The 13,944-nt window shown below is 34.0% G+C and carries 13 protein-coding genes and 2 pseudogenes; 11 read left to right on the forward strand and 4 right to left on the reverse strand.

All coding sequences use genetic code 11. The annotated features are described in order from the left end of the window. Positions 1–5: 5 nt before the first annotated feature. Complete coding sequence (locus NSS74_RS10320) at positions 6–341, forward strand: hypothetical protein (protein WP_098635764.1); 336 nt, start codon at positions 6–8, stop codon at positions 339–341. Positions 342–621: 280 nt separating this feature from the next. Here the strand turns inward: NSS74_RS10320 and NSS74_RS10325 are convergent, their stop codons facing one another. Further along, entirely contained in the window at positions 622–1,479 is an 858-nt protein-coding gene (locus tag NSS74_RS10325) for an alpha/beta fold hydrolase (RefSeq protein ID WP_061689499.1), read from the reverse strand. A 236-nt stretch (positions 1,480–1,715) separates the two neighbouring features. Between NSS74_RS10325 and NSS74_RS10330 the strand changes: the two genes are divergently transcribed. Continuing rightward, entirely contained in the window at positions 1,716–2,642 is a 927-nt protein-coding gene (locus NSS74_RS10330; RefSeq protein WP_061689498.1) for an NADP-dependent oxidoreductase, read from the forward strand. A 73-nt stretch (positions 2,643–2,715) separates the two neighbouring features. Here the strand turns inward: NSS74_RS10330 and NSS74_RS10335 are convergent, their stop codons facing one another. Next, a complete protein-coding gene (locus NSS74_RS10335; protein ID WP_340813507.1) occupies positions 2,716–3,144 on the reverse strand; it encodes a cell wall hydrolase in 429 nt (142 codons plus the stop codon). Between the two features lie 159 nt (positions 3,145–3,303). On the opposite strand from NSS74_RS10335, the gene NSS74_RS10340 reads away from it, so the two are divergent. The 3 genes from NSS74_RS10340 to NSS74_RS10350 all read left to right on the forward strand — a co-directional run bounded on the left by NSS74_RS10340 (position 3,304) and on the right by NSS74_RS10350 (position 6,027). Further along, positions 3,304–4,173 (forward strand): acetamidase/formamidase family protein, encoded by an 870-nt coding sequence (locus NSS74_RS10340; RefSeq protein WP_340813508.1) that lies wholly within the window; start codon positions 3,304–3,306, stop codon positions 4,171–4,173. A 166-nt stretch (positions 4,174–4,339) separates the two neighbouring features. Then, positions 4,340–5,047, forward strand: coding sequence for a response regulator transcription factor (locus NSS74_RS10345; protein ID WP_002127681.1), 708 nt, complete (start codon positions 4,340–4,342; stop codon positions 5,045–5,047). Then, positions 5,044–6,027, forward strand: coding sequence for a sensor histidine kinase (locus NSS74_RS10350; RefSeq protein ID WP_002189808.1), 984 nt, complete (start codon positions 5,044–5,046; stop codon positions 6,025–6,027). Before NSS74_RS10345 ends, NSS74_RS10350 begins: the two co-directional genes overlap by 4 nt. Positions 6,028–6,394: 367 nt before the next feature. On the opposite strand, the gene NSS74_RS10355 is transcribed toward NSS74_RS10350, so the two are convergent. Beyond that, entirely contained in the window at positions 6,395–7,021 is a 627-nt protein-coding gene (locus tag NSS74_RS10355) for a DUF6518 family protein (protein WP_215586379.1), read from the reverse strand. Between the two features lie 366 nt (positions 7,022–7,387). Here NSS74_RS10355 and NSS74_RS27940 point away from each other — a divergent pair. From NSS74_RS27940 to NSS74_RS10365, 3 genes and pseudogenes are all read left to right on the forward strand, one after another. Then, positions 7,388–7,468, forward strand: a pseudogene (locus tag NSS74_RS27940) (IS200/IS605 family transposase); the annotation flags it as partial. A gap of 1 nt (position 7,469) precedes the next feature. Then, a pseudogene (locus NSS74_RS10360) lies at positions 7,470–7,718 on the forward strand (RNA-guided endonuclease TnpB family protein); the annotation flags it as partial. Positions 7,719–8,063: 345 nt separating this feature from the next. Beyond that, the gene (locus NSS74_RS10365; protein ID WP_215586378.1) at positions 8,064–8,963 is read left to right on the forward strand and encodes a LysR substrate-binding domain-containing protein; all 900 of its coding nucleotides are present in this window, start codon (positions 8,064–8,066) and stop codon (positions 8,961–8,963) included. A gap of 77 nt (positions 8,964–9,040) precedes the next feature. Here NSS74_RS10365 and NSS74_RS10370 read toward each other — a convergent pair whose 3' ends face one another. Continuing rightward, complete coding sequence (locus NSS74_RS10370; RefSeq protein WP_215601108.1) at positions 9,041–10,030, reverse strand: aldo/keto reductase family protein; 990 nt, start codon at positions 10,028–10,030, stop codon at positions 9,041–9,043. A gap of 511 nt (positions 10,031–10,541) precedes the next feature. On the opposite strand from NSS74_RS10370, the gene abc-f reads away from it, so the two are divergent. From abc-f to NSS74_RS10385, 3 genes are all read left to right on the forward strand, one after another. Beyond that, entirely contained in the window at positions 10,542–12,170 is a 1,629-nt protein-coding gene (abc-f, locus tag NSS74_RS10375) for a ribosomal protection-like ABC-F family protein (protein WP_002136649.1), read from the forward strand. Between the two features lie 20 nt (positions 12,171–12,190). Then, a complete protein-coding gene (locus NSS74_RS10380) occupies positions 12,191–12,784 on the forward strand; it encodes a GNAT family N-acetyltransferase (protein WP_340813511.1) in 594 nt (197 codons plus the stop codon). 433 nt (positions 12,785–13,217) lie between these two features. Further along, positions 13,218–13,712, forward strand: a complete 495-nt coding sequence (locus NSS74_RS10385; RefSeq protein ID WP_049772868.1) for a DUF3267 domain-containing protein — start codon at positions 13,218–13,220, stop codon at positions 13,710–13,712. Positions 13,713–13,944 lie beyond the last annotated feature (232 nt).

A 13,944-nucleotide genomic window follows, 5' to 3' on the forward strand; every position in this document is an offset into this window, starting at 1 on the left:
GAAGTATGCGATCTAGGCGATATAAACGTGGTGATCGAGTGAAAATTAATATTAATAAATCGGTATCGCCTGAAATGATTGCTTGGCTTAATAAACAATCTAATCCAACTAATTTCTTTTTCTTTGCGGCCCAGCAATTATTTAAACAAGTAGGAGATATTGATGTATCAAAAACCTTGCCAAGTAGCCATGTTTTTTCTTTATATATAGAACCATCATCTCTATTAAAAGTTGAAATGAATCCATTTAAACACGTACCACTAGAAAATAGTAAATCCACAGAAAATTTCAAAAAAAAATCGTGGGAATCTGTTGACCAGTTAGATTGTCCATTCTTTTAAGCATAAAAAAATATAGGTAGAGCCCATCACTATACATACGAATGCAGTGATGGGTTTTTGATATTGTATCGTAATCTTTATAAAGTGAAACTATAATCAGTGGGGGTTTTGTTCATCCCCCACTGATTATTAGCCTTCACCAATCGGGCGTTTACGGGCAGTTTATCTCCCACCTAATTTCTTTGCTTCAGCTGAATTTTGAGGTGGGAGTTTTACTGCCCACAAATAGCGGGATAAATAGAAGGGGTAAAACAATTTGTGCCCCTTCTAATAGTTGTTCTTATCTTATACTGGATATATGTTCTGAAACTGCTTTAATAATTTTATCCCAGTCATCGGGATGAATCTCGTGCCCTGTACCTTCAAGGGATAATAGCTTTGAGTTCGGAATTTCATCAATAAGTGCGAGTCCATGTTCAAGTGGAAGAGCTGTATCGTCCGTACCATGAATTACTAAAGTAGGTACTAGTAACGACTTTAGTATACCTTCATAAGAATCATCACCTGTAAGGAGGGCGTGATTAAACATGCTTAATAGATTGTTAGCACGTTCTATTTCTTGCTTTACTTGTTTTAAAGTTCTTGCTTCATCAAATATACGCTTTGATCCACAGAGTAGACGTGATCCTGTAATTAAATATTTCGCTATAACATCTTTATTTGTCCAATCTAAATTTGCACCATTAGCATGATGTGTCAAAATTCTTTCATCCATTGGAGGCAAATCACGAGTATTGTTATCAGATCCAATAACGCTTGTTGCTAGTAATGTTAAGGTCAAAATTCTTTCTGGGTGTTTTACTGCAGCAATTTGAGCAATCATACCTCCTAATGACATGCCAAAAAGGTGTGCCTTGTCAATATGATACGCATCGAGTACTCCGATTGCATCTTCAGCCATATCTGCTACAGTGTAATTGGAAGTCCCAGGCTCATATGTAACAGAACGCCCAACATCACGGTTATCATAGCGAATGACAAACCTTCCTGTGCTAGCCAACCTTTCACAAAATTCTTCATCCCAATAAACCATTGAACACGTAGCTCCCATAATTAATAATATTGCTGGGTTATTAGGATTTCCAAAGCTTTCTGTACATATATCAATACCGTTTACTTTGAAAACTTGTTCACTCATAGCACACTCTCCGTTTCATTTAAAGGTCATTAATAAATAAAGAGAAATATAACTTTGGGTGTTTCTTAGGCGTAAATTAGATTGTATTTAAGTGAAATAAATGTTTTTTGCACTCATGATGCTTAATTAGTAGAGTAGCATAAATATCACCTCCAAACATATTTATTTTCATTCAAGGCGAAAAATTTTGAAAAATAATTGTTTGTTATTAAAATAAACAGCAAGGGGGAGAGGAAATGAAATCAATTGTTATTGATCAATATGGTAGTGTTGAAGAATTACAAGAAAGACAAGTTCCTAAACCAGTTGTTAAATGTAATGAAGTATTAATACGTATACACGCAACATCTGTCAATCCTATTGATTGGAAAATAAGAAAGGGAGACTTACAAGAAAAGTTGCGATTTTCATTTCCAATTACATTAGGATTAGATGTTGCTGGAATAGTTGAAGAAGTTGGAGAAGATGTGAATCATTTTAAAATAGGAGATAAAGTGTTTACGAAACCTGAAAATATAGGGAAAGGTTCTTATTCTGAATACATTACAGTGAAATCAAATTTAGTAGCGCAAATGCCTAATAATCTTAATTTTGAAGAAGCAGCATCTATACCTCTTGCAGGACTAACAGCTTGGCAAAGTCTTGTTGATTACGCACAAATAAAAGAAAATGACCGAGTGTTAATTCATGCTGGAGCGGGCGGAGTAGGGAGTTTTGCAATTCAAATCGCAAAATCATTTGGGGCCTTTGTCGCAACAACTGCAAGTAGTAAAAATGAAGAGTTTTTAAAGTCTTTAGGTGCTGACCTTGTTATTGATTATAAAAAAGATAAATTTGAAGAGCTACTATCAGATTATGATATTGTGTTAGATACAATCGGCGGAGAAGTACAAGAAAAAAGTTTTCAAATTATTAAATCTGGTGGTGTTCTAGTTTCTATCGTTCATGAACCACGTCATGAAGTAAAGGCCATAAAATCAGGGTTTTTATGGTTGAAACCAAGCGGGAAGCAATTGGACGAATTATCTGTTTTGATTGAGCATGGAAAAATTAAACCTATCATCAGTAAGGTTGTTCCGTTTAATGAAGAAGGAATTAGAGAAGCTCATATTTTAAGTGAAAGTCAGCATGTTAGAGGGAAAATTGTAATTACGATGGAATGATATTTACATAAATATACGAGTGGTGACTATAAAAAATAAAAATTGTCACCACTCATATAAACTACAATTTTTGCTATCGTGAATACATTTTTGGACATTCATCACCACTTGGTTCGTAAAAGCAATGGCTTTTAAATTGCCCTGCAAACGGCTGATTATACCATTCGGGTGGACAAGCTCCAACTGGACGAAAATACCAAAGAGCCCATCGTGCTGGCCAGCGCCATTCACCTTGTAAAACTTTTCTTGCGATTTCTTTTTCTGATTCACGGGCACGTTGATAAAAGTAACCGTATTGAACTGCTTCGAATCCGCCAGGGCTTTGATATACTGCATCACGCACAGATCGAAGTTGTTTAAAATCTAAACAATCACAAAACACACGATTTACGACAACACAGCCAACAAGTTGTTCACCTTGTCGTCCTTCGCCCTCAGCTTCAGCACTGATTAAACGTGCTAATAAATCAACGTCACTTTCGTTGTATGGAATAAGGGGCATTGTAATACCACCTTTCTTTACCTGTTATAGTAAAGAGTGTATGTTTCAAAATGAGCTAAGTGCATTTTTCTTGAAAATAACTACTGATTTTAAAAAGGAGCTTATACAGATAAAAGCTAATTATTATATAGAAGATAAAAACGAAAAAGGAGCGGTACTATGCATCGTATACATAAAGAACATATCATTTACGCAATGTCACCAGAAAATAATCCATGTATTGAAGTAGAAATTGGGAGCCGTCTTGTATTTGAAACATATGATTGCTTTGAAAATCAAATTGATTGTGAAGATGTTGTGTTTCAAGAATTAGATTGGAATCGAATAAATCCAGCGACCGGACCTGTACATATTAAAGGTGCAGAACCTGGTGATATATTAGTCGTAACGATTGAAAAGATTAAAATTGCAGAGCAGGGTGTTTTAACTACAGGTGCGAACCTAGGTGTAATGGGTGATGAGCTAAATGAAAATACAGTAAAAATTGTCCCAATACATAATGGACATGTTTCATTTTCAAATGAACTGCAAATTCCAATTAATCCAATGATTGGTGTGATTGGTACTGCACCGAAAGAAGAGAGTATTTCATGTGGTACACCGCATGATCACGGCGGGAATATGGATTGTAAAGAAATCAAAGAAGGTACAACGTTATTATTACCTGTAAATGTTCCTGGTGCTCTTTTAGCATTAGGCGATTTACACGCTGCGATGGGTGATGGTGAAATTGGTGTTAGTGGAGTAGAGGTTGCTGGTGAAGTAACTGTAACTGTTCAAATTATAAAAGAAAAGACATGGCCAATACCAATGGCTATCCAAAAAGAAAAAATAATGACAATCGCTTCTGAGAAATTGTTAGATGATGCAGCTAGTCGTGCTGTACGTAATATGGTGACATTTTTACATGAAGAATTAGAAATGTCTAAAGCTGATGCAACTCTTTTATTATCAGCAGCAGGTAATTTAAAAATTTGCCAAGTTGTGGATCCACTAAAAACGGCGCGGATGGAACTAGGAAGGAAATAGGTGGAGAAGTTAGGATTTTCTCTAAATGCATTTCATATTAAATAAGAAAAATAGAAAAAGGATACTTTTGTATAAAAGTATCCTTTTTCTATTTTACGGATTTTGTGAAAAGAGGTAGTATTTATATAAGTATATTTGAGATTGTGGATCAAAAAGGAGTTCAGAGATGGTTAAAATTATGATTGTTGAAGATGATATGAAAATTGCGGAGTTATTATCAACATATGTTGCGAAATACGGTTACCAAGGAATTATTGTAACGGATTTTCAAAATGTGTTAGACATATTTTTAGAAGAACAACCGGAGTTAGTTTTATTAGATATTAATTTACCAAGTTTTGATGGTTACTATTGGTGTCGTCAAATTCGCGGGGTTTCCACATGTCCGATTTTATTTATTTCGGCCCGTGAAGGTACGATGGATCAAGTTATGGCGTTAGAAAATGGTGGCGATGATTTTATTCCGAAGCCGTTTCATTATGAAGTTGTAATGGCGAAAATTCGTAGTCATTTAAGACGTGCTTATGGAGACTATGCACCGAAACTAGAAGAACGAATGATTGAGCAACAAGGTCTTAGTTTATATCCCGAAAGACTTGTATTAAAACTTAGGAACCAAGAGATTGATATAACGAGAAACGAAGCCATTTTATTAGAGATGTTAATGAAAAACTATCCGCGTGTTGTGAGTAGGGAAGTATTATTAAATAAATTATGGGATAGTGAATCTTATGTTGATGATAATACATTAAGTGTAAATACAACACGTGTGCGTAAAAAGTTAAAAACGTTACAAATTGAAGGAGCAATTGAAACAATTCGTAGTGTTGGATATAGATTACATATTACTTGGGATAATGGTATGGAAAAATGATAAGGTTATTTATACGTGATCATATACCACTTATTTGTTTTACTGCGATCCAACTACTAGCCATATTCTTAGTTTATTGGTTTGATGGGCATAATCATATTTCAACGGCATTATATGCAATGTTTTTAGGTGCTTTTTTTATGGTAAGTTATTTAGTATTTCGTTATTTTACACATCGTTCTTTTTATGAACGTTTAGCAAATCCGTTGCAATCTTTGGATGAATCTGTTCAAAAATCTGATTTTGCAGTTTTATCTACTGCTCTCCAAGATTTGCTCGAAGTACAATATCGACATTATCAAAATCAGCTCCAGTTACAAGAGAGGAAAAATAATGATCATTTAACCTTTATGAATCAGTGGATTCATCAAATGAAAACACCTTTATCTGTAATAGAATTAATTACACAAGATGAAGTGGATTCACGTTTTGAAAGCATTAATGAGGAAACAGATAGGTTGAAAAAGGGGTTAGAGATGGCACTGTATGTCGCACGTTTAGAAGCATTTACACAAGATTTTTATGTAGAAAGAGTACAACTACATAAAATAGTGAATGATTCCGTGCATGAACATAAACGCTTTTTTATTCGGAATTTTGTATACCCAGAGCTTGAAATTGATAAGAGTATTACTGTAGAAAGTGATGCGAAGTGGTTACAATTTTTAATTGGACAAATAATATCGAATGCGATTAAATATTCATCAGGTAGTAGAGAAAAGATTAAAGTGAAAGTACGTAAGGAAGGTAATACAGTTGTACTTGAAATTACCGATAGTGGCGTAGGGATACCGAAGCAAGATTTACCGAGAGTATTCAAACCTTTCTTTACAGGAGAAAACGGTAGAGATTTTAAAGAATCAACTGGAATGGGGCTCTATCTTGTATATGAAATTACGAAACAATTAGGACATAGTGTAGGAATCCATTCAGAGGTTGGTAAAGGTACCGTTGTACGAATTATATTTTTTAATGTGTAAATAAGTGAACTAGGCTAAAGAACTTTGGAGATAAGTTTTTTAGCCTTACTTTATCCCGCTTTAATGGGCAGTAAGACCCCCGCTGATTAAAGTTTCACTTTATAGCGATTATATGAAATGGTAAAAGGTCATCTTAGTATGTATAATGACACGCTAATAAATACGATTGTTAAATTAGAAGGATTTAATAAAAAACTGATAAATAGTTTTTATAAGAAAAAAGCCACCCCTTTGAAAGAGATAGCTTCATGAATCCATCCTATGAATAAGTGTATCAACATTAATAAGTATAATGTTCGAATTCGTGATATGTTTTGTGGATTATAATAGAATTAATCTTTTGTTTTTTCATGATACAGTATTGTAATTAAGTAAACAAACTTAATAATTTATATCCAATTAATCCTAAAATAATGATAGGAACCATCATTAAGAAAGAAGAAATTCGATTAGCATTAGAGCGTTCTAATACAAGAATCAAGATAATTCCGACTATCACTTCGGTATATCCAACAGGTAACATGTGACTATAGTCTTCAAAATTTAAAAGAATGTGAAGTCCATCCGTTACAAAAACTCCACTAATAAGCGCGCTTCCGAATTTATGAAGTGGATTTGTAGTATCTTTCCATAGAAAACCTGCAATTCCAAAGATAGTTCCTCCTATAAATGCACATACAATCCATACAGATATAAAATAAATAGAGTGCGCTACATTTTTAATAACTATTGCATAACCATAATAGCCTAATACCATACCGAGTAGTGCAAGGATACCAGAAAGTATAGCTGTACGCTTAGAATAACTAAAGCTAGCCACAAAAAAGGATGGAACTAACCAAACACTTCCTAGATTAGCTAATGAATGCCAATGTCCTGGAAGTATACCTTGCCCTAATTTAGTTAGTACACCAACAATTATCCCTACTATAATCGGGATGAGAAAAATCTTTAAAAACATATTTAACTTTGTGATTTTTAATGTCCTGTCCATAAATTCAATCCTTACATTAATATTTTCTACAAACATATAATAGCTTATTAAAGGGGAGTAATCAATAAAAATTTATCGAAAAACAATAAGTGATTATTGGATAGCGAATAACATTTTCTTTTTATCCTTTTCGGCAAAAAGACTCCATCTGATTTGTGTTACGGGTGAAACCCAACAATTCAGGTGGTGATGAATTGCTATCAGTCAATAGACCAAACACTTTTGTTTGGTTCATAATAATTTTTTGAGGGCGAATATCTGTTTCTTTTTGTCTTGTGATATAATCCGCCCTTAGATAAGGAGGGAATATATCGTAAGATAACGAAATTGGAGAATAATCATCATTCGGTTACTTGAGCCAAAAGGAATTACGATGAAGAACCTGTTCACATTTTGTTCCATTGCGTTCCAAATATTGATTTGTCAAAAGTAATTAACAGTTACAAAATTTCTTGATAAAGATCCGATTCCGGTTTGGCCTAAGGATGATAGAACTCATTATTGTTTTAGCGGCAAACGGATTACTCGTGGTCTGTATCGAAGTAAATCAGGGAAATGTATTCACGCTGATATTAATGGTGCGTTGAATACATTGGAAAAATCAAAAGTTGTAGAATTAGATGACAATCTCAAAGTGAAAACGCCGATTATATTAGAAGTACAAAAACGTAAGGCTGTTGCTTCGCGCAGAGCTTAGTGGGTGCGTCAACCATCCATGTGTACTCGACTTGTCGGGGCTTGTAGCACACGCCGGATTCATCTGAGTGGTGGCTTCTTCCATAAGGAAGAATTGCTCTTTTTCGAAAGGGTGGTGCAAGTGGGAAAACAATCGTTCGTTGCCAGTACCAACCAAAAACTTACTTGGGGTGTTACCATAAGGTGGCATGAATGCTAGAGCGTCAAACTGTCTAGCGATAGACGAAAAGACCTAGCGTTCTAACTCAAGCCCCCATTGAAAAGCTTCATCTCAGTGGGGGTAGTTGACTTATAATTTATTAGAAGGATGGCTTTTTTGCTAGTTGTGAATGTTAGGGGGATTGAAATGGATATTCGTAAAATGAAATATTTCATAACAGTGGCAGAAGAATTAAACTTTAGCCGTGCGGCAGAACGTCTTATGATGGCACAACCGCCTTTAAGTCAAGAAATTCGAAAGTTGGAAGAAGAATTAGGTATTCAACTTCTTCACAGGACAAAAAGGATGGTTGAACTTACCGATGCGGGGAAAATCTTTTTAGAAGGTGCGCGACAAACGTTACTTCAAGTAGATAGAACCATTAAAGAAACACAGCTCGCGGATGAAGGGAAGATAGGACATTTAATAATCGGTTTTGTCGATTCTACAGAAACAGTTATAGACATATTAAAAACATTTCGAGAACGATTTCCTAAAATACAGCTTATATTACGCGAGATGACAACAGACCAGCAAATAAAAGCGCTATATGAAAAACAAATTCATATTGGATTTATTCGTTCCAAGCAGAATAATGAAATATTAGTTTCCGAAGTTTGTTCTGAGGAATGTTTAAAATTAGTTTTGCATGAAGATCACCCTTTAGTTTCGTTACGTAACATTTCAATCAAATCATTAGTTGATGAACCATTTATTTTATTTCCACGTCATTTCGGTACTAACTTTTATGATTTAATTATTAGTTACTTTTGGGAACATGGAGTAAGTTTAAATATTGTTCAAGAGGCGATCCAAATGCAAACTATTGTGAATTTAGTTGCAGCAGGAATGGGGATTTCTGTCGTTCCATCATCGGTGGAAAGCTATAAAAAATCGGGTGTCATGTATAAAGACATTCAAGAAAATACACCAAAAATAAATTTATATGTTGGATGGAGACAAGATGAAAAGTCTGTCGTATTAGAGAACTTCTTAACAGTTGTTAGAGAGGTTTATACGACTTCACAATTTGAATTTGAAAAGTAAAGGCCCATCTTGATGGGATGGGCAGTCGGAAAGTTGGATAGGAAAACTTCGATTTTTATTTTAAAGTCACTGAAGATTCAACCTGTTTTACTCGGATCGTACTCAGCGAAACCTTTTAGTATATTATCAATCTGATCCATAATTTCAGGTTGCAATTTAACACTAGAAGCAATTACGTTTTCTCTTATTTGCTCCGGGTTTGAAGCGCCAATAATTGCAGAGGAAACAGCTGGATTTTGTAGTACCCAAGCAACTGCGAGTTGTGGTAGGGTAAGATTAGTTTCTTGCGCGATGGGATTGAGTTTCTGAATTGCAGTGAGTACATCATCACTCATCCAACGTTGTACGAGTTTGTGGAAAAATGGTTTACCAGCATCTGAATTAGCACGTGATTGAGTCGGCAAGGGTTTACCAGGTTGATATTTTCCTGAGAGAATACCTTGTGCAAGGGGAGACCAAACAACTTGACCAAGCCCCTCACGTTGACATGTTGGTATTACATCAGTTTCAATAACACGCCACAACATCGAATATTGAGGTTGGCTAGCGATAAGTGGAATGTTCAATTCTCGTGCAAGTGCTGCACCGCGGGTAATTTGTTCTGATGTCCATTCACTTACGCCTAAGTAAAGGACTTTACCTTGTCTTACAAGATCAGCAAAAGCTAACATCGTTTCCTCAAGAGGAGTTGTTGAGTCAAATCTATGTGCATAATAGACATCAATGTAGTCTGTCTGCAACCGCTGTAACGATGCATTGCAATTTTCTATAATATGTTTTCTCGATAATCCACGATCATTTTTTCCAGGTCCGGTCGGATGGCATACTTTTGTACATAGTTCTATGCTTTCTCGGCGTATACCTTTCAAAGACCGGCTAAGTACTTCTTCGGCTATAGTGTCCGAATAAACATCAGCAGTATCGAACGTAGTAATTCCGACATCTAGTGCGGCTTTCACACAATCATTTGCAGTATCTTCGTTTACTTTTCCACCATGGTTAATCCAGTTCCCGTATGCAATCTTACTTACTGTTAATCCACTGTTTCCTAGTTTACTAAATTCCATTGTAGTATCCTCCTTTTAAAATGATATCTTTATTATAAGAACTGAAATGTAATATGTATAATATATAATTAATGATACATTTATATAAAAATTATATAAGAGAGAGTGCTTAGAAGTTTACTATTAAGGAAATCTAAAGCCAGTAGTATTACAGATGTTGTTTGTGTTTGATCGATATGAAGTGAAGATAAATAGACCTAAAAGAAAGCAATCATTTTCACAGCACGTATAATCGCATTTACTCATACAGTACTACTATGGTACAATATGGTTACTAACGACGGAAAGGAATGATGGGTGGACGATGATTAACTAATCTTATTTTTAAATGTTGAAATTCAATAAATTTCAATTTATAAAAAATAGGATTAGTCTGCCCAATTTCCTTACAACGGTATTGCTATTTATTATGCGTAATAGCTTATTTGGGTATAAATATGTTAACGACTAATCCTGCCAAATTAATTTGGGAGGATTTTTTTGTTCTCCCTTAATGAAAGGGATCGGTAATATGAAAGAAATTTTAAAATTAAATGATGTTTATGTTGAGATAAAGGAAAATACTTTGTTAGAGAAAATGAATGTTACAGTAAAACAAGGGGATGTTATCGGATTAATTGGTAAAAACGGTGCCGGTAAATCAACGTTACTTCAATTAATAAATGGGAAGATTGAGCCATCAAAAGGGATTGTTGAATGGCAGCAAATGAATATGACAACGGCATATGTTGAACAAGAAATAGAATCTTTTATTAGTAATGATATGATTGCAAAAGAAGCAGAACTTCTTGCGAAATGGGGCGTGCCAACGAACGATTTTCTTACTTTAAGTGGTGGTGAAAAGCTAAAAGTTCGACTAGCAAAAGGATTTGCCGAAAATCCTAATTTATTAATATTAGACGAACCGACAAATCATTTAGATGAGATGAGTACGGAATTTCTCATTAAGCAAATAAAAAATATGAAGGGTACAGTTATCGTTGTATCGCATGATCGATACTTTTTAGATGTTGTCGCAACGAAAATATGGTCAATTGAGGAAAAGAAACTAATTGAGCATAGCGGTAATTATACGAGTTATATGAAAGCACGTGAGCATACAAGAATGACGCAGCAACGTGAATATGAAAAACAACAAAAAAAGATAGAACAAGTAGAAACACATATAAAAGAATTAAGTTCATGGTCACAAAAGGCACACGCACAGTCTACAAAACAAGAAGGAGTTAAAGAGTTTTATCGTGTAAAAGCGAAGCGAATGGATGCGCAAGTGAAGTCAAAACGAAAACGTCTCGAAAAAGAGCTGGAGAAAACGAAAGTAGAACGTGTGAAAGAAGAGTATTCAGTGGAGTTCTCTATTCAAGCGAATAAAAAAGTAGGAAAACGCTTTTTAGAAGTAAAGAAATTAAAAAAAGACTTTCATGGAAAGACATTATTTGAAAACGTTAATTTTACAATCCAGCACGGTGAGAAGGTTGCGATTGTTGGACCAAACGGTAGCGGGAAAACAACATTACTGAAGATGATTATGGGAACGGAAACTGTACAAGGAGAAGTATGGATTTCACCATCTGCAAACATCGGTTATTTAACACAAGAAGTATTTGATTTACCACTGGATAAAACACCAGAAGATTTATTTTTTAAAGAGACATTTGAAGAAAGAGGAAAAGTCCAAAATTTAATGAAACATTTAGGATTCCAAGCTTCTCAATGGAAAGAACCGATTGAGCATATGAGTATGGGGGAACGAGTAAAATGCAAGTTAATGGCTTATATTTTAGATGAAAAAGATGTACTTATTTTAGATGAACCGACGAATCACCTTGACCTCCCTTCACGTGAACAGCTTGAAAATACATTAGCTGAGTATAATGGAACACTCGTTATAGTTTCTCACGATCGATATTTTCTGGAGAAAACAACTAACACGAAACTCGTGTTTTTAAATAATACGATACAAAAGCAGCTAGAGGAACTTATTAAAACAAGAGATGATATTGAAGAGCTACGTTTAACATTAGAAACAGAGAGACAAGAAGTATTAGGTAAATTAAGCTTTTTAACTTCTAACGATAAAGAATATAAAGAACTTGATGAACGATTTATAGAACTTACGAAGCAGATTAAGGCGCTTTAATGTAATTAAGGGGGATTAACATGGGAGAAGAGAGTTCGACTAATTTATTTAGAATAGACTGTGGAGATATATACTTGCAAGAGTTTACTATCAAAGATGTGGAGAGTATTTATAAAATATCGAATCAACCGGAAATAGAACAGTTTTTACCAGACTGGAAATCAACGAAAGAACAAAGGATTGACTGGGTTATTAATGATGAAATACCAGCAAACAAAGCATTTCTTGATGCAGTGACAAAAACGTCTAACATAGATGATCATATATTAAAGCTAGGAATATTTAATAAAGATACAAATGAATTTATTGGATGGTGCTGCACAAGCATTAAAGAAGAACTCCCTTCACCAAATAGAGAAATAATGTATGCTATTTCAAGCGAGTATCAAAGCAATGGTTACGCTACGAAAGCGACTAAAGGGTTAATTGATTATTTGTTTAAAAATACAAATGTAGATGTCCTCAACGCAATTGCTTTAATTAACAACGTACCATCAAATAAAGTTATTGAAAAATGTGGATTTACTTATTTGAGCCAACAGACGATAGAAAACCAACTATATAATCATTATTTATTAAGCAAATCAGAGTGGATAAAAAATATTGCTCTTTAAAAGAATCTATAATGGAATGTAAAAAAGCTTAGAGCTAAAACTCTAAGCTTTTTTACATTCCAGTCTACCTGTTACCATATCAAAGAGACAATTTGGATGGCTTCTTACCGGATTTTCTCATCAAAAAACAAGGGGATTAAGCTGTACATGCGATAATCATTTTATAAAAAATCATATATGAAAAGGGGTTTGGATAATTTTGTCGAATGCATTTATCTATGAAAACACCACTTTCTTACTCAAATTATCCTAAAAATGAATCATTTTGATCTCAAATAGAAGAACGAACGGCAAAAGTGAAGGTGAGCGAAGTTTTGCATATAAAACTTACGGTTGAGTGTTAGTGGATTAAAAGTTTTAAGTTATGAAATAGATTAAATGAGGGAGGGGAACGCATATCATAATTTGGTTTCGTCAATTGCCACAGATAAGTATGGATTTTTCAGAATGGACTCCTTTTATTAAGAATAATTGGTATCAAAAGCATTATATGAAGTTTGTATATCTACTTCAAATAATCATTTTTCTGATACCAAATTACTTTGGAGTAGGTTTCACTCATATTAATATATTGTATCTAATCATAATAGGTATCTTTGTCTTCATCATTCACGAATGTCTACACATTTTGGTCATAAGTAACAAAGGTGATATTAGCTTAACATGTAGTGGAATATTTTTTTGGCTAAATACAAATGCAACCCTATCCAAAGCGAGATTTTGGGTCTTTATGAGCTTACCCATAATTGTATTATCGGTAGCCCCTGCATTTATGTCGTTCTATGTATCAGGAAATATTAAATCAATCATATTATTTGTATGTTGGATAAACGCAATAATTTCCGCCTCAGATATTTACAATTCATTTTTAATTGTAATGAAACCGAAAAACTCAGTATTTTGCAGAGGATATTATCAAGTGAAATAGTATTAAAAGTATTATTTAATTATATTTCAATTTAAGAAATTAGTTAAAAATATAATATTTGAAAGTAAAAAGACCGATAATACAATCGGTCTTTTTTCATTAATATAATAAAGATTAGAAATAAATAGCATTGTATTTCATACTACCCTGCGAATATTATAAGATAGATATAAATTGATTATAGTTTGAAAACAGGTTTGTTATCAGTTTTTTCAGAAATCTTACAAGCGTG

This window comes from Bacillus sp. FSL E2-8868 (genome assembly GCF_038005505.1).
Taxonomy (GTDB): domain Bacteria; phylum Bacillota; class Bacilli; order Bacillales; family Bacillaceae_G; genus Bacillus_A; species Bacillus_A mycoides.